The organism is Halorhodospira neutriphila (assembly GCF_016584055.1).
GTDB classification, from domain to species: domain Bacteria; phylum Pseudomonadota; class Gammaproteobacteria; order Nitrococcales; family Halorhodospiraceae; genus Halorhodospira; species Halorhodospira neutriphila.
In genome coordinates, this window is the sequence record NZ_NRSH01000022.1 from 1 (window position 1) to 23,651 (window position 23,651).

Genomic DNA, 23,651 nt, shown 5'->3' on the forward strand with positions numbered 1-23,651 from the left:
TGGCGCGCCGTCGCCGCGTAGGCGCGCAGCTCGGCGAGCCCCTGCACGGCGTCGACGCCGGCGCCGCGCAGCGCCGGCAGGTGGCGGTCCACGGCCTCGCCGTGGGGGGAGCCCTGGCGCCAGGCCCAGAGGGGCAGCGCCACCCCGCCGGCGGCGAGCAGCCCGCCGACGGCGTAGCCCACCGGCGGGGCCAGGGCGAGGAGCGCCGCCACGGTCACGGCCAGCGTCGCCACGGCGGCCAGGGTCGGGCCGACGACGCGCAGGTAGAGCCCGTCCAGGGCCTCGATGTCGGCGGTCATGCGGTTGAGCAGCTCGCTGCGGCGCATCCGCCCCAGCTGCGCCAGCGGCAGCGGCGCCACGGCCCGGAAGAGCCAGCCGCGCAGGCGCGCTAGCGCCCGCAGGACGGCGTCGTGGTGGACGAGGCGCTCGAGGTAGCGCGTCGCGGTCCGGCTCAGGGCGAAGAAGCGCACCCCCGTGCTCGGCCGGTAGAGCTCCACGGCGGCGCCGCCGAGCCCGGCGACGGCGGTCGCCGTGATCAGCCAGCCCGAGAGCCCCAGCAGGCCGATCGCCGAGAGGAGGCTGGCGACCAGCAGCGCCGTGCCCAGCGCCAGCCGCCGGCGCTCCGGGCGCAGGGCGCGGAGGAAGGGGAGGAGCTCACGCACGGCGGTCCTCCGCCACGCGGCCCGCCTCGAGCACGACCCGGCGATCCCCCCAGGCGTGGAGCTGGGGGTCGTGGGCCACCATGAGCACCGTCCGCCGCCCCGCCGCCAGGCGGCGGACGGCGTCGAGCACGCGCCGGGCGCTCGCCGGGTCGAGCCCGGCCGTCGGCTCGTCGAGCAGGAGCACCGGCGCGCCGAAGAGCACCGCCCGCGCCAGGGCGAGGCGGCTGGCCTGGCCGCCGGAGAGGCCGTAGCCGCCCTCCCCCAGCGGCGTCTCCAGCCCCTGGGGGAGCGCCGCCACCGCCTCCTGCAGGTCCGCGGCGCCGAGGGCCTGCCAGAGCCGCCCGTCGCCGGCCTGCGGGTCGGCCAGGGCCAGGTTCTCGCGCACGCTGCCGTGGAAGAGCCACGGCTGCTGGCCGAGCCAGGCCACGCCGCCCGCCCCCGGCGGCGGCGCGCCGCCGACCTCGACGCGGCCGGCGCTCGGCGCCAGGAAGCCGGCCGCCAGGTGGAGCAGCGTCGACTTGCCGGCGCCGCTCGGCCCGCAGATCACCACCCGCTCGCCGGCCTCGACCTCGAGGTCCACCCCCTGCAGCGCCGCGGCCTCGCCGCCGTCGAAGGCGACCCGGACGCCGCGGTAGGCGACCGGGACGGGGCTCGGCAGCGGCAGGTCGGTCTGCGGGTCGCGCGCCGGGGGCGCGGCGCGGGGCGGCGGCGCCTCGGCCTCGGGCAGCGGCGTCCGGAGCACCCGGGTGATCTCCTCGGCGGCCCCGACGGCGCTGGCGCGGTCGTGGTAGTGCTGCCCCAGCCGCCGCAGGGGGAGGAAGACCTCGGGGGCGAGCAGCAGGATCAGCAGGCCGTTGCGCAGCCCCAGCTCGGGCCCCGGCCCGAAGTCGAGGTAGCCGAGCAGGGAGAAGCCGATGTAGATCGCGACGAGGGCCACGGCGAGGGCGCTGATCAGCTCGAGCACCGCCGAGGAGAGGAAGGCGATGCGCAGCACGGCCATGCTGCGGCTGCGGTACTCGTCGGCCGCCTGCTCCACGCTCGCCGCCGCCCGCTCCGTGGCCCGGAAGAGGCGTAGGGTCGTCAACCCCCGCAGGCGGTCGAGGAAGTGGGCGCTGATGCGCGCGAAGCTGCGCTGCTGGCGCTGCGCCAGGCGCCCGGCGCTCATCCCCACCAGGGCCATGAACAGCGGCACCAGGGGGGCGGCGAGCAGCAGCAGCCCCCCGGCGATGGGGTCGAGGGCGGCGACCACGGCGATGAGCGCCAGGGGGACGGCGGTGGCGAGCACCGTCTGCGGGAGGTAGTGGGCGTAGAAGCCCTCCAGCGCCTCGACCTGCTCGACCAGGGCGCTCGCCACGTCCCCGCTGTGGAAGGCGGCGGCCCGCGCCGGCCCGAGGGCGGCCACGTGGCGGTAGAGGCGGCGGCGGACCGCGGCGGTGATGCGCCGCGCCGCCTCCGCCCCGGCGGCGGCCCGGGCCCAGGTGCAGCCGGCGCGGGCGAGGAAGACCCCGGCCAGGGCGGCGAAGCCCGCCGCCAGCTCGCCGGGGGGCCTGCCGGCCACGACGACGGCCTCGAGGAGCCCGGCGATCAGCGCCGCCTGGGCGACCACGAGCCCCGCGTCCGCCAGCCCCGCGCCGACGGCGCCCGCCACGGCGGTGCGCGCCTGGCGGGCCTGCGCCGTCAGCCAGCGGCTCGGCGGCGGCTCGCCCTCCTGCACTCCCTGCGCCATGGCGCCCCGGCTCAGTGGTAGCCCATGGTGGCGTCGACCTTGCCGCGGAAGATCCAGTAGGTCCAGGCGGTGTAGCCGATGACCACCGGCAGCAGGAAGAGGATGCCGAGCAGGAGGAAGAGCTGCGTCTCCGGCGCCGAGGCCGCCTCGCGGAAGGTGATCTCCGGCGGCACGACGTACGGCCACAGGCTGCTGAGCAGGCCGAGGTAGGTGGCGATGAAGATGCCGAAGGCGAAGGCGAAGGGCCAGAACTCCGCGCCCCGGCGCAGGGCGCGCCAGAGCAGCAGGGCGAAGACGGCGCTGAGCGCGGGCAGGGGCCAGAGCACCGGCCAGCTGCTCAGCCAGTGCTCGAGGATCCGCTCCTGGAGCAGCGGCGTCCACAGGCTGAGCACCAGCAGGCAGAGCACGACCACCGCCAGCAGCCGCGGCGCGAGGCGGTAGAGCCACTGCTGGGTCTCGCCGGTGGTCTTGAGGATCCCCCACGTCGCGCCCAGCAGGGCGTAGCCGCTGACCAGGGCGAAGGCGGTGAAGGTCGTGAACGGCGTCAGCCAGTCGAAGGCGCCGCCGGTATAGGTGAAGCCCTCCACCTCGAAGCCCTGCACCACGGCGCCGACGAGGAAGCCCTGCGCCGCGGCGGCGACGAGGGAGCCGCCGGAGAAGGCGTAGTTCCAGAAGCGCCGCGAGCGCGTGGCCTTGAAGCGGAACTCGAAGGCCACGCCGCGGAAGATCAGCCCGGCGAGCATCAGGAAGACGCCGATGTAGAGCGCCGGCAGGTAGATGCTGTAGACCGCCGGGAAGGCGGCGAGCAGGGCGGTGCCGCCGAGCACCAGCCACGTCTCGTTGCCGTCCCAGACCGGGGCGACGGCGTTCATGATCTCGTCGCGGGCCCGCTCGTCCGGGGTGAAGGGGTAGAGGATGCCGACGCCCAGGTCGAAGCCGTCGAGCAGGATGTACATGAACACCCCGACCCCGAGGATCCCGACCCAGATGGCGGTCAGATCGATGAGCTCCATGGCGCTACCTCCTCGTGCCCGTGCCGTTGCCGCCGAGCGGCGCCTCGTCGTCGAAGGGGATGTCCGTCGCCGCCAGGGGGCGCTTGGCGTGGGCGGGCTGCTCGGCCTCCCCGACCTGCTCGGGCCCGCTCTGGACGATCCGCACGACGTAGTGGACCCCGGCGACGAAGACCACGGCGTAGACGGCGATATAGCCGAGGAGGGTGAACAGCGCCATGCCGCCGGTCAGCGCCGGGGTGAGCCCCTCGGCGAGGGTCATCTCGCCGTAGATGAGGTAGGGCTGGCGCCCGCCCTCGGTGACGAACCAGCCGGCGAGCACCGCCACGAAGGGCGCCGGGATCAGCCACTGCAGGCCCTTGAGCAGCGGCCGGCTGGTGAAGAGCCGCCCCCGCAGGCGCAGCCACGTGGCCCAGAGCACGGCGAGGAGCATGAGCGTGCCGAGGGCGAGCATGACCCGGAACGACCAGAAGACGAAGGCCACCGGCGGCCGCTCGTCGGGGCCCACCTCGGTCAGCCCCGGCACCTCGCCGTCCCAGTGGTGGGTCAGGAGAAAGCTGGTGGCGTTGGGGATGGCCAGGCCCAGGCGGTTCGTCTCCGCCTCGCCGTCCGGCAGGGCGAAGAGGTAGAACGGCACCCCGCGCTGGGTCTGCCAGTTGCCCTCCATGGCCGCCACCTTGGTCGGCTGGTGCTCGAAGGTGTTCAGCCCGTGGAGATCGCCCATGAGGATCTGCCCCGGCGCGGCGAGCAGCAGCATCCACACGGTCATCGACAGCGCCTTGCGGTTGAGCGCCACCTCGCGGTCGCGCAGCAGGTAGTAGGCGCTGACCCCGGCGACGACGAAGCCGCCGGTCAGCAGCGAGGCCAGGGCGACGTGGCCGAAGCGGTACCACAGCGAGGGGTTGAAGATCGCCTCGGCCCAGGAGGTGACGTGGACAACGCCCTCGCGCAGCTCGTAGCCCGCCGGCGTGTGCATCCACGAGTTCGCCGCCAGGATCCAGAACGACGAGATGAAGGTCCCGACGGCCACCATGACCGCGGCGAAGAGGTGCACCCCCCGCGGGACGCGGTCGCGGCCGAAGAGCAGGATGCCGAGGAAGACCGCCTCGAGGAAGAAGGCGGTGAGGACCTCGTAGGAGAGCACCGGCCCGAGCAGGTTCGCCGTGGCGAAGGAGAAGGCGCTCCAGTTCGTCCCGAACTGGAACGACATGACCAGCCCCGAGACCACCCCCATGCCGAAGACGACGGCGAAGATCCGCGTCCAGAACTCGGCGAGGCGCCGGTAGAGGGGGCTGTCCGTGCGGTACCAGAGCGCCTCGAGGACGGCGATGTAGGCGGCCAGCCCGATGGTGAAGACGGGGAAGAGGGCGTGGAAGGAGACGACGAAGGCGAACTGGATCCGCGAGAGCAGCAGCGGGTCGAGGAGTTCCATGCAGAGATCCTTGCCTAGCGCTAGGGGGGCCCGTGGGGCGGTCCCGGCTGTTTTCAAAACATTCTAACAAGAGCGGCGGCCGATGCACTCGCCCGCCGCGCCGGGGCGCGCGCCTCAGTGGGCCTCCTCCCAGTCGCCGCCGACCCCGAGCTCCAGCTCCAGCGGGACGCGCAGCGCCCCGCCGTCGGCGCCGCCCATCAGCTCGCGGACCCGGGCGGCGACCGCGTCGAGCTCGCCCTCGGGCACCTCGAGGACGAGCTCGTCGTGGACCTGCATGACCAGGCGCGCCTCCGAGCCGGCCTCGGCGAGCCAGGCGTCGACGTCGATCATGGCGCGCTTGATGAGGTCCGCGGCGGTGCCCTGCATGGGGGCGTTGATGGCGGTCCGCTCGGCGTACTCGCGGCGCTGGCGGTTGCGGCTGCCGATCTCGGGGAGGTAGAGCCGGCGGCCGAGGACGGTCTCGACGTAGCCGCGCTGCCGGGCCTGCTCGCGGGTGCGCTCCATGAAGGCCTGCACCCCGGGGTAGCGCTCGAAGTAGCGGTCGATATAGCGCTGCGCCTGATCGCGCGGGAGGCCGAGCTGCCGGCCCAGCCCCCAGGCCGACATGCCGTAGATCAGCCCGAAGTTGATCGTCTTCGCCGCCCGGCGCTGCTCGTCGGAGGCGCGCTCGACGCCGAAGACCTCGGCGGCCGTGGCCCGGTGGATGTCCGCGCCGCGGGCGAAGGCCTCGAGCAGCCCGCTATCGCCGGAGAGGTGGGCCATGATGCGCAGCTCCACCTGGGAGTAGTCCGCGGTGAGCAGGCGGCAGCCCGGCTCGGCGACGAAGGCCTTGCGGATGCGCCGGCCCTCCTCGGTGCGCACGGGGATGTTCTGGAGGTTCGGGTCCGAGGAGGAGAGCCGCCCGGTGGCCGTCACCGCCTGGTGGTAGGAGGTGTGCACCCGGCCGGTGCGCGGGTGGATGAGCTGCGGCAGCTTGTCGGTGTAGGTCGACTTGAGCTTGGCGAGGCTGCGGTGCTCGAGGATCAGCCGCGGCAGCTCGTGGCCCTGGGCGCTGAGCTCCTCGAGGACGGCCTCGGCGGTGGAGGGCTGCCCCTTGGGGGTGCGCTGGACCACGGGCAGGCCCATGCGCTCGAAGAGGATGGCCTGGATCTGCTGCGGCGAGGCGAGGTTGAAGGCCTCGCCGGCGGCCTCGTGGGCCCGCGCCTCGACCTCGCCCATGCGCTCGGCGAGCTCGCCGCTCTGGCGCTCGAGGACCTGGCGGTCGACGCGCACGCCGTGGCGCTCCACGCGCGAGAGCACCGGCAGCAGCGGCATCTCGAGCGCCGTGAAGACCCGCTGCAGGCCCGCCTCCGCGCTCACCTGCGGGTAGAGGTGGCGGTGCAGGCGCAGGGCGATGTCGGCGTCCTCGGCGGCGTAGTGGCCGGCGCGCTCGAGATCGACCTCGGCGAAGGGGATCTGCTTGGCCCCCTTGCCGCAGAGCTGCTCGTAGGTGACGGTCTCGACGTCGAGGTACTTGGCGGCCAGCGAGTCGAGGTCGTGGCGGGTGGCCGTGGCGTCGAGCACGTACGACTCGAGCATGGTGTCGTAGGCGACCCCGCGCAGGGCCACGCCGTAGCCGGCGAGCACGCTCATGTCGTACTTGAGGTTCTGGCCGATCTTCTGCGGCGCCTCGGCCTCGAGCAGCGGGCGCAGCCGCTCGAGCACCCGCTCAAGGCCGAGCTGCGGCGAGGCCCCCTCGCCGGTGTGGCCCACCGGGATATAGGCCGCGCGGTACGGCGCCACGGCCACGGAGAGGCCGACGATGGCCGCGCTCATGTAGTCGAGGCTGTCGGTCTCGAGATCGAGGGCGAAGGCCTCGGCGGCCTCGAGCTGCTCGAGCCACGCCCCGAGCTCGGCCTCATCGCGGACCAGGGTGTACGCCACCTCCGGATCCGGGTCGGGATCGCCCTCGGGGTCGTCGGCGGCGGGGGCCTCGGCCTCGAGCTCGGCGAGCAGCCGGCGCAGGTCGTAGCGGCGGTAGAGCCGGCGCAGCGCCTCGGTATCGGGGGCGCTGCGGCGCAGCTCCCCGGGCTGGAGGTCGAGCTCGAGGTCGCAGCGGATGGTGGCCAGATCGTAGGAGAGGGGCAGCTCGTCGAGGTGCGCGCGCAGGCTCTCGCCGACCTTGCCCCGGATCTCGTCGGCCCGCTCGCGCAGGGCCTCGAGGCTGCCGTACTCGTTGAGCCACTTGGCCGCCGTCTTGGGGCCGACCTTGGGCACGCCGGGGATGTTGTCCGAGGTGTCGCCGACGAGGGCCAGGTAGTCGCGGATGGCCGCCGGCGGGACGCCGAACTTCTCGCGGACGCCGGCGGCGTCGAGCCGGCTGCCGCTCATGGTGTTGAGCAGCTCCACCCGCTCGTCGACGAGCTGCGCCATGTCCTTGTCGGTGGTGGAGATGAGCACGGGCCCCGCGGCCCGGGCCGCGAGGGTCCCGATGACGTCGTCGGCCTCGACGCCGTCGACCTCGAGCACCGGCACCCCGAGCGCGGCGATGGCCTCCTTGAGCGGCTCGCGCTGGGCGCGCAGCTCCTCGGGCATCGGCGGGCGGTGGGCCTTGTAGCGCTCGAACAGGTCGTCGCGGAAGGTCCGCCCGGGGGCGTCGAAGACCACGGCGATGCGCTCGCCGGCCTCCTCGGCGAGGAGCTTGTGGAGCATGTTGAGCACGCCGTGGAGGGCGCCGGTGGGCTCGCCGTCGCGGCTCGTCAGCGCCGGCAGGGCGAAGTAGGCGCGGTAGAGGTACGAGGAGCCGTCCACCAGCACCAGGCGCTCGTCGCGTTGCGTCATCCGGTCCCCCCAGTCGCTGCCCGCTGCAAGACGGGCGTAATGGCCGTCGTCGCCCGGCGGGGTCTATGATAGGGCATTCTGGCAACGATGACTGCACGAGCCCCAGCTATGGATGCACAGGACCCCTTCTCGCGCCAGGAGCGCATCCCCCTCAACGGGGCGACGCTCACCCGGGAGTCGTGGAAGATCTTTCAGATCATGGCCGAGTTCGTCGAGGGCTTCGAGCGGCTCTCGGCGATCAAGCCGTCGGTGAGCGTCTTCGGCTCGGCCCGCGTCACCCCCGAGCACCCCCACTACCAGCTCGCCGAGGAGGTCTCGCGGCAGCTCTCCGAGGCGGGCTTCTCGGTGGTCAGCGGCGGCGGCCCGGGGATCATGGAGGCGGCCAACAAGGGGGCCCAGGCGGGCAAGTCGCCGAGCGTGGGGCTGAACATCCAGCTCCCCCACGAGCAGGCCGCCAACGCCTACCAGGACATCGCCCTGCACTTCCGGCACTTCTTCTCGCGCAAGGTGATGTTCGTCAAGTACGCCTCGGCCTACGTGGTGCTGCCCGGCGGCTTCGGCACCCTCGACGAGCTCGCCGAGATCCTCACCCTGGTGCAGACGGGGAAGACGCCGCGGATCCCGATCATCCTCGTCCACTCTCCCTTCTGGGAGAAGCTCGTCGACTGGTTCCGCGAGCAGCTCGTCGGCGAGGGGGTGATCGACCCGGAGGACATGGCGCTCTTCCGCGTCGTCGACCGGCCCGAGGCGGTGGTCGAGGCGATCTTCGACCACTACGAGGACCGCGGCTTCCAGCCCTCCCGCCAGGAGCGGGAGATCCTCCTCGACCTATAGCGGCTCCAGGGCCGCGTAGCCGGCGACGAGCCACTTCGTCCCGGCCTCGTCGAAGCGCACCTGGAGCCGGGCGCCGCTGCCGCGCCCCTCGCAGGCGAGGATCACCCCCTCGCCGAAGCGGGCGTGGCGCACCCGCATGCCCAGGGCCAGGCCCTCGGGCGGCGCATCACCCCGCTGCGGCGCCGGCTCCGGGGCCGCCCGCGGCCCGACCCGCACGGCGGGGCGCACCTCCTCGAGCAGCTCCGCGGGCAGCTCGCCGAGAAAGCGCGACGGCCGGCCCGTCTGCTCGACGCCGTGGAGGCGGCGCTTCTCGGCGTAGCTGAGCAGCAGCCGCTGCCGGGCGCGGGTCATGCCGACATAGCACAGGCGCCGCTCCTCCTCCAGGCGCCCCTCCTCGGCCACCGACTTGTGGTGGGGGAAGAGCCCCTCCTCGAGCCCCGCGAGGAAGACCACAGGGAACTCCAGCCCCTTGGCGGCGTGGAGGGTCATCAGCTGCACGGAGCGCTCCCCCTCCGCCGCCTGCCCCTCGCCGGCCTCGAGGGCGGCGTGGGGCAGGAAGGCGGTGAGCGTCCCGCCCGCCGGCGCCTCCTGCTCGGCGCCCTGGGCGAAGGTCCGCGCCGCGGTGACGAGCTCGTCGAGGTTCTCCAGCCGCGCCTCGTCGCGCTCGTGGTGGCGGCGCAGGCCGGCGCGGGCGATGGCGCCCTCGACCTGGCGGTGCAGCGCCTCGCCGGCGAGCTCCGCCTCCAGGGCGTCGACGGTGTCGAGGAAGCCCTGCAGGGCGTTGCGCGCCCGGCCGGCCAGGGCGCCGGCGGCGATGATCTGGCGGGCCGCCCGCCAGAGGCTGACGCCGGCCTCGCGGGCGGCGCCGCGGACCGCCTCGGCGGTCTTCGCCCCCACGCCGCGGGCCGGGGTGTTGACCACGCGCTCGAAGCTGGCGTCGTCGTGGCGGTTGGCGATCAGGCGCAGGTAGGCGAGCGCGTCCTTGACCTCGGCGCGCTCGAAGAACCGGAGACCGCCGTAGACGCGGTACGGCAGGCGCTCGGCGAGCAGCGCCTCCTCGAGGGCGCGGGACTGGGCGTTGGAGCGGTAGAGGACGGCGAAGTCGCCGTAGCCGTGGCCCTCGTCGAGCAGGGCGCGGATGCGCCCGGCCACCCAGCGGGCCTCGTCGACCTCGTTGAAGCCGGCGTAGACGGCGATCGGCTCGCCCGGCGCGCCCTCGGTCCAGAGGCGCTTGCCGAGCCGGCCGTCGTTGTGCTCGATCAGGGCGTTGGCCGCCTCGAGGATGGTCGAGGTGGAGCGGTAGTTGCGCTCCAGGCGCACGAGCTGGACGTCGCCCATCTCGCGGCGGAAGTGCTCGAGGTTCTCGACCCGGGCACCCCGCCAGCCGTAGATCGAGTTATGGGTCACGATCCCCCCGGCGATGAAGTTGTGCGTGCCGGCGATATCCAGATCGTAGACCTCGCCGCCGTCCGCCGGGAGCTGCTCCACGGCTGTTACGGCCTCGGCCTCACCGTGGTCGTTGACGACCACCATGCCAGGGCGAAGCTCGCTCGCCCGGCGCATGGCGAGGGCGCGCCGGTTCGCCAGCAACCGTGCCCTGTAGACGAGCGTAAGCTCGAAATGCTCGGCAAGCTTGGCGTAGAGCGACTCGATCTGGGAGAAATCGCGGAATAGCGCTTCGTAGCGCCAATTTTGCGGGTTGCGCTTATAGATCCGCGGCTTGAGCCCCAGGGCCTGCACCGCATCCCGGCCTTCGGTGTCGTTGCCGCTCAGGGCGATGCGGTGGCTCGGCGTCGCCCCGCGCACTTCCGCATTCAGGGTGATGTAGAGGTTACGGCGCCGGCCACGGCTCGACTGCGGGACGTGGTGGGGCGTCTCCGGATGGAGCCCGTAGGTGGTCAGCAGCGCATGGCCTCGCTCGGTTGCGGCCAGATCGGCGTGGAGCCGATCTAGGCGCGCTTGATCGTGGACGAGCCCGTTCTCGCTCTGCCCCGTGCGCGCTACGAAAGGGAGTGTCGTGATGCCGTAGTGGAGGCTGAGGCGATGCTCAAGCTCCCGGGCATCGACCTCATTATCGAAGGCGTCGAGCAGCCAGACGGCGTCCGCACCCTCTTGGAGGCAGCGCTGCTGGTACCCCACTACCGGCGTCTTTTGGTTCGCTGTGTAGATCTGCGAGGTACCGAGGCGAAAGCCCACCCCCCGCTTCTCCATCAAGTAGGTGTAGTACCGCTGGGGGCTCGCGCTGTGGATGATATCGGCGAAGTGCGTATGCTCCGCCGTGGTGGTCAGATGCCGGCCACTCTCCGTCGTGATCCGGATCAACGGCCGGCTCACCGTCCGCGTGTGCGCACGCAGGACCTGCGCTGGACGAAGGCTACCAGCTCCGTGGTTCGACAACACCCAATCGCCCGCCTGCACCTCCTGGACGGGCCTATGGGTGCCGTCGGCCATCGCGATGGGGGTATCCGCAGTCACGCACTGGTCGTCGTCGCCCACCACGAACAGCTCCGCCTCGGCGCCGGCGAGCTGCTTGAGCCAGCGGTACTGCAGGGCGTTGGTGTCCTGGAACTCGTCGACGAGGATATGGCCGAAGCGCTGCCGGTAGTGGCCGAGCAGCTCGGCGTCGTCACGCAGCAGCTCGTAGGCGCGCAGCAGCAGCTCGGCGAAGTCGACGAGGCCGCCGCGCCGGCACGCCGCCTCGTAGTCGCGGTAGAAGGCGAGCAGCTCGGCGTGGTACGGGTTGCCCGCGCCGGCGACGTCGTCGGGCCGCTCGCCCTCCTCCTTGCGCCCGGCGATGAAGGCCCGGACCTGGCGGGGCGGGAAGCGGCTCTCGTCGGCGCCGCGGGCGCGCAGGACCCGGCGCACCTGGCGGAGCTGGTCGTCGGCGTCGAGGATCTGGAAGCCCTCCGGCAGGCCGGCGCGCTCGGCGTGCTGGCGCAGCAGCCGGTGGGCGATGCCGTGGAAGGTGCCGACCCACATCCCGGCGGTGGCGATGCCGAGCAGCTCGCCGAGGCGCTCGCGCATCTCCGCGGCGGCCTTGTTGGTGAAGGTCACCGCCAGGATGGCGAAGGGCGAGGCGCCCTCGGCGCGCACCAGGTAGGCGGCGCGCCGTGTCAGGACGCGGGTCTTGCCGCTGCCGGCGCCGGCGAGCACCAGCGAGCGCCCCGGCGGCAGGGTCACCGCCCGGCGCTGGGCGTCGTTGAGATCGGCGGTCAGCGCCTCAATGTCCATCTCAGGCGGCGTCGCTGGCGAGGTTCAGGCGCGGCTCGGCCAGGGCCGGGACGGCGCGCACCGTCTCGGCGAGCTCGCGGAAGGTGGCCTCCCGCGCCGAGCCGCGGCGCCAGTAGAGCGCCAGCTGGCGGCTCGGCTCCGGCGCCTCGAAGGGGCGCAGGGCGACGGCGCCGCGGTCGGGGCCGCTGCGCGAGGTCGCCGCCGCCAGGGCGGGGAGCAGGGTCGCGCCGACGCCGGCGGCGACCATCTGGCGCAGGGTCTCGAGGCTCGTCGCCCGGAACTGCGCGGCCTCGCCGCTCTCGGCCTGCCGGCAGACCTCCAGGGCCTGGTCGCGCAGGCAGTGGCCCTCCTCGAGGAGCATGAGCTCCACGCCCTGGAGCTCCGCGAGGCGGACCGGCCCCTCCCGGTCGAGCGCCGAGCCGCTGGGCGCGGCGAGGTAGAACGGCTCGCGGCACAGCGGCTGCGAGCGCAGGTCCTCGCCGGGGATCGGGGCGGCGAGGATGGCGCCGTCGAGGCCGCCGGCGCGCAGCTGGTCGAGCAGCCGCTGGGTTAGGTCCTCGCGCAGGCGCAGGCGCAGCCGCGGGTAGCGCGCCCGCAGCTCGGGGATGGCGTGGGGCAGCAGGTACGGCCCGGCGGTGGGGATGACCCCGAGGCGCAGGTCCCCGGTCATCGGCTCGGACTCGGCGCGGGCGACCTCCACCAGGTCGTCGACCTCGGCGAGGATGGCCCGGGCGCGCTCGGCGAGCGCCTCGCCGAGGGGGGTGAGCAGCACCCGGCGGCGGTTGCGCTCGACGAGCTGGACGGCGAGGTACTCCTCGAGCTTGCGCAGCTGCGTGGAGAGGGTCGGCTGGCTGACGTAGCACTCCCGGGCGGCCCGGCCGAAGTGGCCGTGCTCGGCGACGGCGACCAGGTAGCGGAGGTCGCGCAGGTTCATGGCCAGCGCTCAGTCATTCGACGGTGACGGACTTGGCGAGATTGCGCGGCTTGTCGACATCGGTGCCGCGGAGCACGGCGACGTGGTAGGCGAGCAGCTGCAGCGGGAGGGTGTGGACGATCGGCGAGATCGGGGCCGGCGCGGCCGGCACCGGGACGACCTGGAAGCCGTCGGCGGAGCGCAGCGCCGCGGCGTCGTCGGCGAAGACGAAGAGCTGCCCCCCGCGGGCGCGGACCTCCTGGAGGTTCGACTGCAGCTTCTCGAGCAGGGCGCCGTGGGGGGCGACGGCGACCACCGGCATGGTGCTGTCGACGAGGGCGAGGGGGCCGTGCTTGAGCTCGCCGGCGGGGTAGCCCTCGGCGTGGATGTAGGAGATCTCCTTGAGCTTGAGCGCCCCCTCCAGGGCCACCGGGAAGTGGCTCCCGCGGCCGAGGAAGAGGGCGTGGGCGCGGTCGACGAACTGCTCGGCGATGCGGGCGACCGGCTCCTCGAGGTCGAGCACCCGCTCGATGGCGCCGGGCAGGGCCACCGCCGAGCGGACCAGCTCGGCCTCGCCCTGGGGACGGCCGCGCCGCCGGGCGAAGGCGGCGACGATGAGCAGCAGCGCGGTGAGCTGCGTCGTGAACGCCTTCGTCGAGGCCACACCGATCTCCGGGCCGGCGCGGGTGAGCAGGGTCAGGTCGGCCTCCCGGACCAGGGAGCTCTCGGGGACGTTGCAGATCGCCAGCACGCCGGCGTAGCCGAGCCGCCGCGCCTCCCGCAGGGCGGCGAGGACGTCGGCGGTCTCGCCGGACTGGGAGATGACCAGCAGCAGGGTGCCGGGGGCGACGGCGTGGCTGCGGTAGCGGAACTCGCTGGCCACCTCGACCTCGCAGGGCAGCCCGGCGTACTCCTCGGCCCAGTAGCGGGCGATCAGCCCGGCGTGGTAGGAGGTGCCGCAGGCGACGATCTGCAGCCGCTGCGCGGCGTCGAGCAGCCCCGCGGCGCCGGGGCCGAGGGCGGCGTCGAGCACCCCCGCGTCGGTATGGCGCCCCTCCAGGGTCTCGGCCACGGCGGCCGGCTGCTCGTGGATCTCCTTGAGCATGAAGTGGCGGTAGCCGCCGCGCTCCACCGCCTCGGGGCTGAGCTCGGAGACCTGGACGGGGCGCTCGACGACGCGGCCGTGGAGGTCGTAGATCGTCACCCGGTCGCGGCGCACGTCGGCGATATCGCCGTCCTCGAGGAAGATGAACTGCCGGGTCACCGGCAGCAGCGCCGCGACGTCCGAGGCCACGAAGTGCTCGCCGATGCCCACGCCGATCACCAGCGGGCTGCCGCGGCGGCAGGCGATCAGCCGCTCGGGCTCGCGGCGGGAGACGACGGCGAAGGCGTAGGCGCCCTCGAGGGCCTCGAGCCCGCCGCGGACCGCCTCGAGCAGCCCGGCGCCGCGGGCGTGGCGCTCGTGGATCAGCGAGGCCGCCACCTCGGTGTCGGTCTCCGACTGGAAGGCGTAGCCGCGCGCCTCGAGCTGCTCGCGCAGCTGGGCGTGGTTCTCGATGATGCCGTTGTGCACCAGCGCCAGCTCGTCGCCGGCGATCTGGGGGTGGGCGTTGGCGTCGCTCGGCCGGCCGTGGGTCGCCCACCGCGTATGGGCGACGCCGGTCCCCCCGGCCGGGAGCGTCTCGCCGAGGGCCGCGGCCAGGTCGTCGACCCGGCCCGTGACCCGGCGGCAGAAGAGCCCGCCCTCGCCGCCGGTGACCGCCAGGCCGGCGGAGTCGTAGCCACGGTACTCGAGCCGGCGCAGGCCCTCGACGAGGACCGGGGCGACGTCTCGCTGGGCGCAGGCGCCGACGATCCCGCACATCGCTAGCGGATCCAGATCCCCTGCTCGTTGGGCACGAGCAGCACGGAGCCGGGGCAGTTGCGGCAGACCTGCTGCGCGGTGCTGCCCAGGGCCAGCTCGCGGCTCGGCCCCTCGCCGCGCTTGCCGACGATGGCCAGGCTCGCCCGCTCCTTCTCGACGACCCGGCGGATCACCCGGGAGGGGCTGCCGGTCTCGAGGCGCGTGGTGGCCTCGATGCCGCGCTCCTTGGCCCGGGCGGCGAGGCGCTCGAGCCCCTCCTGCCCCTCGCTGCGGTGGTCCTCGTCGGTGACGTGGAGGATCGTCAGCGCGCCGTTCTTCTCGCCGATGTCGAGGGCCAGGTCCTGGGCGGCGCCGGCCTTGCGCGAGAAGTCCGTGGCGAGCAGCGGGTGGCTGAAGACCTCGCCGTAGTCCACGGTCTCCTGGTCGGGGTAGATGCGCTCCATGAGCACCGGCAGCGTGGTCTGCCGCGCCAGCTCGAGGACCGTCGAGCCGTGGTAGAACTCGCGCAGCAGCCCCTCGCCGCGGGAGCCGAGGAGGATCAGCTGCGCCCCGTAGCCGCGGGCGATCTTGGCGAGCTCCGGGGCGGGGAAGCCCACCGGCTGCTGGATATCGACCCGGAAGCCGGCCTCCTGGAGGTCGGCCTGCTTCTGCTGCAGGCGCAGCCGCGCCTCGGCGCGGTGGGCGTCGCTGAGATCGTCCGGGTCGTCGATGCGCAGCACATCGACGAGGGTGAACTGCTCGGCCCCGAGGCGGCTCAGCTCGCCGAGGCTGCGCAGCAGCGGCTGCTGGGTCGACTCGAAGTGGACGGCGACGACGGTGTGCTCGAACATAGTGGCTCCTAATCCTCGGCAGGAGGGCGCGCGGCGGCCTCGGAGTCATCATCCGGAGCGCCGCGCTGCGGCGTCAACCCCGGGCGCTGCCAGCCCGCCACCGTGCGGACCTGCCGCCGCGCGACGGTCAGCGCCCCGGCCGGCGCGTCGCGGGAGATCGTCGTGCCGGCCCCGATGGTCGCCCCGTCGCCGATGCGCACCGGGGCGACGAGCTCGGTGCCCGAGCCGATGAAGGCGTCGGCGCCGATGGCGGTCTTGTGCTTGGCCGCCCCGTCGTAGTTGCAGGTGATGGTGCCGGCGCCGATATTCGCCCGCGCCCCGACCTCGGCGTCGCCGACGTAGCTCAGGTGGTTCGCCTTGGCGCCGGGGCCGAGGTGGGCGGCCTTCGTCTCCACGAAGTTGCCCACCTTGGCGCCCTGCTCCAGCGCGCTGCCGCGGCGCAGGTGCGCGAAGGGCCCCACCCGGCACTCGGGGCCGATCTCGGCCCCCTCGATGACACTATAGCCGTCGATCGAGGCGCGGTCCCCGACGCGGGCGTCGCGCAGGACCACGCCGGGGCCGATATGGACCCCGTCGCCGAGGACGACCTCCCCCTCGAGCAGCACGTCGGGGTCGACGCTGCAGTCATACCCCGCCTCGACGCGCCCCCGCACGGTCACCCGCTCCGGGTCGGCCAGGCGCAGGCCGGCGCGCATCAGCGCGCGGCGGGTGCGCGCCTGCCAGATCCGCTCGGCCTCGGCGAGCTGGACGAGGTCGTTGATCCCGCTCGTCTCCTCGGGCTCGGCCGCGGCGTGGGCGGTCACCGGCACCCCCTCGGCGACGGCCGCGGCGACGATGTCGGTGAGGTAGTACTCGCCCTGGGCGTTGTCGGCGGAGAGCCCGGCGAGCCAGCGGCGCAGGAGGCCGGCGGGGGCCGCGAGCAGCCCGGTGTTGACCTCGGTGATGGCCCGCTGCGCCGGGGTGGCGTCCTTCTCCTCGACGATCGCCTCGACGCCGCCGTCGCCAGGCCGGCGCACCACCCGGCCGTAGCCGGCGGGGCGGTCGAGCTGGGCGGTCAGCAGGGCGACCCCGGCCTCGCCCTCGGCGATGAGCGGCTGCAGGGTGGCGGGCCGGACCAGCGGGACATCGCCGTAGAGGACGAGGACCCGGTGGTCGTCGGGGATATCGGGCAGGGCGCAGGCGACGGCGTGCCCGGTGCCCAGCTGCTCGGGCTGCTCGACCCAGCGGACCGCGTAGCCGCGGTGGGCCTCGGGCACGCTCGCCCCGCCGAAGCCGTAGACCACGCTTACCTGCTGCGGCCCGACGGCGGCGGCGGTCTCGAGGGTGTGGGCGAGCAGCGACCGGCCGCCGAGCGGCTGCAGGACCTTCGGCCGCGCCGAGCGCATGCGGGTGCCTCGGCCCGCCGCCAGGACGACGACCGCGATCGGCGTCGCCATCGCTCTACCCCCTTACTGTGCTGTCAACGCTTCGCGCGCTTGCGCAGGTTCTCCAGGGTCCGCAGCTGCGCCATGGCCTCGGCGAGCTCCGCCTGGACTTGGCCGTAATCCACCTCGTCCTTCTGGACCTGCAGCTTCTCCTCGGCCCGGCGCTTCGCCTCGAGGGCGGCGGCCTCATCGATGTCGTGGGCCCGCACCGCGGTGTCGGCGAGCACGGTGACGCTGCTCGGCTGGACCTCGAGCAGCCCCCCGGAGGCGTAGTAGAGGTACTCCTCGCCGTCCTCCTGGGTGATCCGCACCTCGCCGGGGCGCAACCGCGTCAGCAGCGGGGCGTGACGCGGCGCGATCCCGACGTCGCCCTCCTCGGCGGGGGCGACGACCAGGCTCGCTTGGCCGGTGTAGAGCTGCTCTTCGGCGCTGACGATGTCGACTTGGAGTGTGCTCATGGCACCTCCGCTCTAGAGGTTCTTCGCCTTCTCGGCGGCCTCTTCGACGGTACCGACCATGTAGAAGGCCTGCTCGGGCAGGTGGTCGTACTCGCCGTTGAGGATCGCCTTGAAGGAAGCGATGGTGTCCTTCAGCGGGACGTACTTCCCGGGCATGCCGGTGAAGACCTCCGCGACGAAGAACGGCTGCGAGAGGAAGCGCTGGATCTTGCGGGCCCGCGAGACCGTCAGCTTGTCGTCCTCGGAGAGCTCATCCATGCCGAGGATGGCGATGATGTCCTTGAGCTCCTTGTAGCGCTGCAGGACGCCCTCGACGCCGCGGGCGACGTCGTAGTGGTCCTGGCCGATGACCAGCGGGTCGAGCTGCCGCGAGGTGGAGTCCAGCGGATCCACGGCCGGGTAGATGCCGAGCTCGGCGATCTGGCGCGACAGCACGATGGTCGCGTCCAGGTGGGCGAACGTCGTCGCCGGCGACGGGTCGGTGAGGTCGTCGGCCGGGACGTAGACGGCCTGGATCGAGGTGATCGAGCCCGTCGTCGTCGAGGTGATCCGCTCCTGGAGCTTGCCCATCTCCTCGGCGAGGGTCGGCTGATAGCCCACCGCCGAGGGCATCCGGCCGAGCAGGGCCGAGACCTCCTGGCCCGCGAGCGTATAGCGGTAGATGTTGTCGATGAACATCAGCACGTCGCGGCCCTCGTCGCGGAAGTACTCCGCCATGGTCAGGCCGGTCAGGGCCACGCGCAGGCGGTTACCCGGCGGCTCGTTCATCTGGCCGTAGACCAGCGAGACCTTGTCGAGGACGTTGGAGTCCTTCATCTCATGATAGAAGTCGTTGCCCTCGCGGGTCCGCTCGCCGACGCCGGCGAAGACCGAGTAGCCGGAGTGCTCGATGGCGATGTTGCGGATGAGCTCCATCATGTTGACGGTCTTGCCGACGCCGGCACCGCCGAAGAGCCCGACCTTGCCGCCCTTGGCGAAGGGGCAGAGCAGGTCGATGACCTTGATCCCGGTCTCGAGCAGCTCCTGGCCGCCCGACTGCTCGGCGTAGCTCGGTGCCTGGCGGTGGATCGGCCACTGCTCGTCGGTCTGGACCTCGCCCTCCTCGTCGATCGGCCGGCCGAGGACGTCCATGATGCGCCCGAGCGTGCCCTGGCCGACCGGCACCGAGATCGGCTGCCCCGTGTTGCTGACCGACGCCGAGCGCTTGAGGCCGTCCGACGACCCCATGGCGATCGTACGGACGACGCCGTCGCCCAACTGCTGCTGCACCTCCAGAGTCAGGCCCGGCTCGTCGACCACGAGGGCGTCGTGGATGCTCGGCACCTGGTCGCGTGGGAACTCCACGTCGACCACCGCACCAATGACCTGAACGATCTTTCCAGCGCTCATTCGGATCCCCTCAGATAGCTTCCCGCGGGCCGCGCCGGCCCGCACGTGATTTGGATGACTCGTCTAGCCCGAGACCGCCTCGGCGCCGGAGACGATCTCGTTGAGCTCCTGCGTGATCGCCGCCTGGCGCGCCTTGTTGTAGGTCACCTGCAGGTCGTCGATGATCTGCCCCGCGTTGTCCGAGGCGTTCTTCATGGCGACCATGCGCGCCGCCATCTCGCAGGCGATATTCTCCACGACGCCTTGGTAGACCTGGGACTCGACGTAGCGGCGCAGGACGTCGTCGAGCAGCGAGGCGGCATCCGGCTCGTAGATGTAGTCCCAGTTATCGGGCAGCTCCTCGCCGCCGAGCGGCTCCACCGGGATCAGCTTCTGGATGGTCGGCTCCTGCTTCATGGTGTTGATGAAGCGGTTGCTGACGAGGTTGAGCCGGTCGATCCGCCCCTCGACGTAGGCGTCGAGCATGACCTTCACCGGGCCGATCAGCGACTCCAGCGCCGGCCGGTCCCCCAGGTCCCGCAGCTCGGCGGGGAGCCGGACGCCGAGGCGCTCGAAGAAGGCGATGCCCTTGGCGCCGAAGGGGACGACCTCCGCCTCGACGCCCTGCTCCTGCCACGCCTTCAGGTCGCCGATGGCCGCCTTGAAGAGGTTGCTGTTGAGCCCGCCGCAAAGACCGCGGTCGCTGGAGACGACGATATAGCCGACGCGCTGGACGCTCTCGCGCTCGACCAGGAACGGGTGGCGGTACTCGGGATTGGCCTGCGCGAGATGGCCGATGGCCTGCCGGATCTTCTCGGCGTAGGGCCGCGTGGCCTCCATGCGCTCCTGGGCGCGGCGCATCTTGGAGGCCGCGACCATCTCCATGGCGTTCGTGATCTTCTGCGTATTCTGTACGCTCTTGATCTTGGTCTTGACTTCCTTCGCCCCGGACATACCGTCACCTCTGCCTCGCGATGGGGGCGGCCGGGGGGCGTGCGGCCCCCGCCCGCCTCTCGGCTGCTACCACGTCCGATTCTGCTTGAACTGCTCCATGGCCTTCTGCATCTCGGCGTGGATCTCGTCGTTGTAGTCCCCGCTGTCGCTGATGCGCTGGAGCAGCTCGCCGTGCTCGGCGCGCAGGTAGTCGAGCAGCGCCCTCTCGAAGCGCACGACCTGGTCGATAGGCACATCGTCGACGTAGCCCTCGTTGCCGGCGAAGAGCACGAAGGCCATCTCGCCGACGCTCAGCGGCTGGTACTGGAACTGCTTCATCAGCTCCATGGTCCGCTGGCCGCGCTCGAGCTGGGCCCGGGTGGTCTCGTCGAGGTCCGAGGCGAACTGCGAGAAGGCGGCGAGCTCGCGGTACTGCGCGAGGGAGAGGCGCACCGTGCCGCCGAGCTTCTTGATGATCTTCGTCTGCGCCGAGCCGCCGACCCGGGAGACCGACAGGCCGGCGTTGACCGCCGGGCGGATGCCCGAGTTGAACAGGTCGGTCTCGAGGTAGATCTGGCCGTCGGTGATGGAGATGACGTTGGTCGGCACGAACGCCGAGACGTCGCCGGCCTGGGTCTCGATGATCGGCAGGGCCGTCAGCGAGCCGGTCTTGCCCTTGACCTCACCGTTGGTCCGGCGCTCGACCTCCTCGGCGTTGATCCGCGCGGCCCGCTCGAGCAGCCGCGAGTGGAGGTAGAAGACGTCGCCGGGGTAGGCCTCGCGGCCCGGAGGACGACGCAGGAGCAGCGAGACCTGCCGGTAGGCCCAGGCCTGCTTGGTCAGGTCGTCGTAGACCACCATCGCGTCCTCGCCGCGGTCGCGGAAGTACTCGCCCATGGCGCAGCCGGCGTAGGCGGCGATGTACTGCATGGCCGCCGAGTCGGCCGCCGGCGCGTTGACCACGATGGTGTTCTCCATGGCGCCGTGCTCCTCGAGCTTGCGCACGACGTTGGCCACCGTGGAGTTCTTCTGGCCGATGGCGACGTAGATGCACTTGATGCCGCTGTCGCGCTGGTTGATGATCGCGTCGACGGCCACGGCGGTCTTGCCGGTCTGGCGGTCGCCGATGATCAGCTCACGCTGGCCCCGGCCGATGGGGACCATGGAGTCGATGGCCTTGAGGCCGGTCTGCACCGGCTGGTCGACGCCCTCGCGGGCGATGACGCCCGGGGCGACCTTCTCGATGGCCTCCCGCGCCTGCGTCTCGACCGGGCCCTTGCCGTCGGTCGGGTTGCCGAGCGCATCCACGACGCGGCCGAGCATCCCCTCCCCGACCGGGACCTCGAGGATGCGACCCGTGCACTTGACGGTCGCCCCCTCGGAGATGTGCTCGTAGTCGCCGAGCAGGACGGCACCGACCGAGTCCCGCTCCAGGTTGAGCGCGAGGCCGTAGGTGTCCCCGGGGAACTCCAGCATCTCGCCGAACATGGCGTCGGCGAGCCCGTGGATGCGGCAGATGCCGTCGCTGACGCTGACGACGGTGCCCTGGTTGCGCGCCTCGGCCGCCGCGTCGAAGTTCTCGATGCGGCGCTTGATGAGCTCGCTGATCTCCGATGGATTGAGTTGCATCGTCCTACCTCGTCAATGAACCAGTGCGCTCGAGAGGCGGGTCAGCTGCCCCCGCACCGAGCCGTCGATTGTGGTGTCGCCGGCGTGGATCACCGCCCCACCGATCAGGGACTCGTCGACCCGCGAGTGGAGCCGGATCTCCTTGCCCAGCCGCTGGCGCAGGGCGTCGGACAGGCGCTGCTGCTGGGCCTCCTCGAGGGGCTGCGCGGCGACGATCTCGACATCGACGACGCCCTCGGCCTCGGCGCGCAGCTCCTCGTAGACCCGAGCCAGCTCCGGGGCGAGCCTCAGGCGGCGGTTCTCGGCCAGGACCCGGACCAGGTTGCGCCCGGTGTCGCCGAGATCGCCGAGCGCCTCGACGACGAGCTCCGTGAGCTGCTGCGGCGTCACCGCCGGGTGGTCCAGGAGCTGGGCCAGCTCCGGATGCTCGACGAGCTCGGCGAGCGCCTGCAGGCGCTGGGACCACCTCTGCCGCTCGGCGGTATCCGCCCCGGCCAGCTCAAAGACGGCGCGGGCGTAGGGTCGGGCCAGTGTGCTGCGCTCGGCCATAGCGCCTCCCTAGAGCTGCGTCGCCAGTTGGTCGATGAGGTCCTGGTGCGCCTTGGCGTCGACCTCGCGCTTGAGGATCTGGCTGCTCGCCTGGACCGCCAGGCTCGAGACCTCCTTGCGCAGCTCCTCGCGGGCGCGCCGGCTCTCCTGCTCGACCTCCTCGCGAGCGGCCGCCAGGATCCGGTCCGCCTCGGCACGCGCCTCGGCCCGGGCCTCCTCGATCATCTCGTCCTGGCGCTTGTTGGCCTGGTTGATGATCTCGGTGGCCTGCTCGCGGGCGTCCCGGAGCATCGCCTCGACCTCCGACTGAGCCTTCTCCAGCTCCTGCTTGCCGCGCTCACCAGCGGCGAGGCCGTCGGCGATCTGCTGCTGGCGATCGGCGAGCGCCTGCTGGATCGGCGGCCAGACGTACTTCATGGTGAACCAGACGAACAGCACGAAGCTGATCATCGGCCCCCATAACGTGGCACTAAAGTTCACAGTATCACCTCCGATCGAGCTGGCGGCTTAAGCTCCCACAGCACACCGGGCGTCAGGCCCCGACTGCGGCTTCCACCGCCCCCAGGAACGGATTGGCGAAGGTGAAGAACAGCGCGATACCCACGCCGATCATGGCGACGGCGTCGAGCAGGCCGGCCACCAGGAACATGCGCACCTGGAGCATCGGGGCCATCTCCGGCTGCCGGGCGACGCCCTCGAGGAACTTGCCGCCGAGCAGGCCGAAGCCGATACCGGTGCCGATGGCGCCGCCGGCGATGAGGATCCCCACGGTCAGCGCGGTATTCCCTTGGACGTTAGCGATAAGCGTTGCGAGCTCCATTGTCGTTCCTCCCGGGTTCTCAGGATCAGTTGAAGCGGGTTAGTGGCGCTCGTAAGCCATGGCCAGGTAGACCACGGTGAGCACCATGAAGATGAAGGCCTGCAGCGGCACGACCAGGATGTGGAAGATCGCCCACGGGGTACCGAGCGCCCACTGGATCCACCACGGCAGCAGGGAGATGAGCAGGAAGATCAGCTCGGCCGCGTAGAGGTTACCGAACAGCCGGAGGGCCAGCGAGATCGGCTTGGCCAGGAACTCCACCAGGTTGAGCACGAGGTTGAACGGCAGCAGCCAGATGCCGAAGGGGTGGGTCAGGAACTCCTTGAAGAAGCCGCCGACCCCCTTGCCCATGATGCCGTAGGCGATGATGAGCACCAGCACGCTCAGCGACAGCCCGAACGTGAAGTTCAGGTCCACGCTCGGCAGCACCTTCCAGTACGACACCCCCAGCGCCGAGAGGATGCTCGGGACCAGGTCGATGGGGATGAGGTCCATCAGGTTCGCCAGGAAGACCCAGCAGAAGATGGTCAGCGCCAGCGGCGCGATGAGCCGGCTCTTGGCGTGGAAGGTCTCGCTGACGGTCTTGTCGACGAACTCGACGATCGCCTCGACGGCGTTCTGCAGCCGCCCCGGCGTCCCCGAGGTGGCCTGCCGCGCGGCGAGCCAGAAGATATAGCAGAACAGGGCGCCGAGCCCGAAGGACATGATCAGGGTGTCCAGGTGCAGGTTCCAGAAGCCCGTGGCGCCCGGCTCGACCGTCCCCTCGGTCAGGTCGAGGTTCAGGTTGGTCAGGTGGTGCTGGATGTAGTCCGTTGCGCTCTCGCCGCTCATAGCGAATCTCGCTCCCCCATTCGGTCCCCCTCTCCCGGGTCAGGTACGGAGGGTCCCCCAGAACATGAACCAGTAAGTGCCGAGGGCGGCTGCGTACGTTGTGATCAGCGCCAGGAAGTCGCCGCTGAGCCACCGGAGCGCGATCATAAACAGCGCCGCAGTGAGAATCAACTTCACCGCCTCGCCGACGTAGATCGCGCGCAGCAGGGCGCGGGGGGCGGTACCGGGGCGCTGGGAGAAGACCTTGGCGGCGAAGTAGGCCGTGGGCAGCAGGGCGATGGCGGCGCCGGCGCCGGCGGCGGCGGCGGCCGAGGCCC

20 protein-coding genes are annotated in these 23,651 nt (G+C 72.1%); 1 reads left to right on the plus strand and 19 read right to left on the minus strand.

Annotation, left to right across the window (positions count from 1 at the left end):
• From CKO13_RS03355 to polA, 5 genes are all read right to left on the minus strand, one after another.
• Positions 1-662, minus strand: a 662-nt coding sequence (locus CKO13_RS03355; RefSeq protein ID WP_338034569.1) for an ABC transporter transmembrane domain-containing protein, incomplete at its 3' end; no start/stop codon positions are given.
• Positions 655-2,388 carry a thiol reductant ABC exporter subunit CydD gene (cydD, locus tag CKO13_RS03360; RefSeq protein ID WP_200256805.1) on the minus strand — a complete coding sequence of 578 codons (1,734 nt, stop codon included), beginning with the start codon at positions 2,386-2,388 and terminating at the stop codon, positions 655-657. The genes CKO13_RS03355 and cydD, both read right to left, overlap by 8 nt.
• Positions 2,389-2,399: 11 nt before the next feature.
• Entirely contained in the window at positions 2,400-3,401 is a 1,002-nt protein-coding gene (gene cydB / locus CKO13_RS03365) for a cytochrome d ubiquinol oxidase subunit II (protein WP_200256806.1), read from the minus strand.
• 4 nt (positions 3,402-3,405) lie between these two features.
• Positions 3,406-4,830: a cytochrome ubiquinol oxidase subunit I gene (locus tag CKO13_RS03370; protein WP_200256807.1), complete on the minus strand. Its 1,425-nt coding sequence runs from the start codon at positions 4,828-4,830 to the stop codon at positions 3,406-3,408.
• Positions 4,831-4,944: 114 nt separating this feature from the next.
• Positions 4,945-7,650 carry a DNA polymerase I gene (polA, locus tag CKO13_RS03375; protein WP_200256808.1) on the minus strand — a complete coding sequence of 902 codons (2,706 nt, stop codon included), beginning with the start codon at positions 7,648-7,650 and terminating at the stop codon, positions 4,945-4,947.
• A 108-nt stretch (positions 7,651-7,758) separates the two neighbouring features.
• Here polA and CKO13_RS03380 point away from each other — a divergent pair, with 108 nt between their 5' ends.
• On the plus strand, positions 7,759-8,484 hold the full coding sequence (locus CKO13_RS03380) for an LOG family protein (RefSeq protein ID WP_200256809.1): 726 nt from the start codon (positions 7,759-7,761) through the stop codon (positions 8,482-8,484).
• Here CKO13_RS03380 and CKO13_RS12580 read toward each other — a convergent pair.
• The 14 genes from CKO13_RS12580 to CKO13_RS03460 form a co-directional block, all read right to left on the minus strand.
• Entirely contained in the window at positions 8,479-11,715 is a 3,237-nt protein-coding gene (locus tag CKO13_RS12580) for a 3'-5' exonuclease (protein ID WP_242467869.1), read from the minus strand. The genes CKO13_RS03380 and CKO13_RS12580 overlap by 6 nt on opposite strands.
• 1 nt (position 11,716) lies before the next feature.
• Positions 11,717-12,649 (minus strand): LysR substrate-binding domain-containing protein, encoded by a 933-nt coding sequence (locus CKO13_RS03400; protein WP_200256811.1) that lies wholly within the window; start codon positions 12,647-12,649, stop codon positions 11,717-11,719.
• Positions 12,650-12,662: 13 nt separating this feature from the next.
• Positions 12,663-14,492, minus strand: a complete 1,830-nt coding sequence (glmS, locus tag CKO13_RS03405; protein WP_200256813.1) for a glutamine--fructose-6-phosphate transaminase (isomerizing) — start codon at positions 14,490-14,492, stop codon at positions 12,663-12,665.
• Between the two features lie 2 nt (positions 14,493-14,494).
• Positions 14,495-15,322 carry a universal stress protein gene (locus CKO13_RS03410; RefSeq protein ID WP_200256815.1) on the minus strand — a complete coding sequence of 276 codons (828 nt, stop codon included), beginning with the start codon at positions 15,320-15,322 and terminating at the stop codon, positions 14,495-14,497.
• 8 nt (positions 15,323-15,330) lie between these two features.
• Entirely contained in the window at positions 15,331-16,758 is a 1,428-nt protein-coding gene (gene glmU / locus CKO13_RS03415) for a bifunctional UDP-N-acetylglucosamine diphosphorylase/glucosamine-1-phosphate N-acetyltransferase GlmU (RefSeq protein ID WP_200256816.1), read from the minus strand.
• 23 nt (positions 16,759-16,781) lie between these two features.
• The gene (locus CKO13_RS03420; protein WP_200256817.1) at positions 16,782-17,204 is read right to left on the minus strand and encodes a F0F1 ATP synthase subunit epsilon; all 423 of its coding nucleotides are present in this window, start codon (positions 17,202-17,204) and stop codon (positions 16,782-16,784) included.
• A 12-nt stretch (positions 17,205-17,216) separates the two neighbouring features.
• The gene (atpD, locus tag CKO13_RS03425; RefSeq protein ID WP_200256818.1) at positions 17,217-18,593 is read right to left on the minus strand and encodes a F0F1 ATP synthase subunit beta; all 1,377 of its coding nucleotides are present in this window, start codon (positions 18,591-18,593) and stop codon (positions 17,217-17,219) included.
• A gap of 63 nt (positions 18,594-18,656) precedes the next feature.
• Positions 18,657-19,526, minus strand: coding sequence for a F0F1 ATP synthase subunit gamma (atpG, locus tag CKO13_RS03430; protein ID WP_200256819.1), 870 nt, complete (start codon positions 19,524-19,526; stop codon positions 18,657-18,659).
• Between the two features lie 66 nt (positions 19,527-19,592).
• On the minus strand, positions 19,593-21,134 hold the full coding sequence (gene atpA / locus CKO13_RS03435) for a F0F1 ATP synthase subunit alpha (protein ID WP_200256820.1): 1,542 nt from the start codon (positions 21,132-21,134) through the stop codon (positions 19,593-19,595).
• A 12-nt stretch (positions 21,135-21,146) separates the two neighbouring features.
• Positions 21,147-21,683: a F0F1 ATP synthase subunit delta gene (locus CKO13_RS03440; protein ID WP_200256822.1), complete on the minus strand. Its 537-nt coding sequence runs from the start codon at positions 21,681-21,683 to the stop codon at positions 21,147-21,149.
• Between the two features lie 9 nt (positions 21,684-21,692).
• Positions 21,693-22,163 (minus strand): F0F1 ATP synthase subunit B, encoded by a 471-nt coding sequence (locus CKO13_RS03445; protein WP_200256824.1) that lies wholly within the window; start codon positions 22,161-22,163, stop codon positions 21,693-21,695.
• A 52-nt stretch (positions 22,164-22,215) separates the two neighbouring features.
• Complete coding sequence (gene atpE, locus CKO13_RS03450; RefSeq protein ID WP_207132070.1) at positions 22,216-22,503, minus strand: F0F1 ATP synthase subunit C; 288 nt, start codon at positions 22,501-22,503, stop codon at positions 22,216-22,218.
• Positions 22,504-22,542: 39 nt separating this feature from the next.
• Positions 22,543-23,334 (minus strand): F0F1 ATP synthase subunit A, encoded by a 792-nt coding sequence (atpB, locus tag CKO13_RS03455; RefSeq protein ID WP_200256831.1) that lies wholly within the window; start codon positions 23,332-23,334, stop codon positions 22,543-22,545.
• 39 nt (positions 23,335-23,373) lie between these two features.
• On the minus strand, positions 23,374-23,651 hold a 278-nt coding region (locus CKO13_RS03460; protein WP_200256833.1), incomplete at its 5' end, for an ATP synthase subunit I.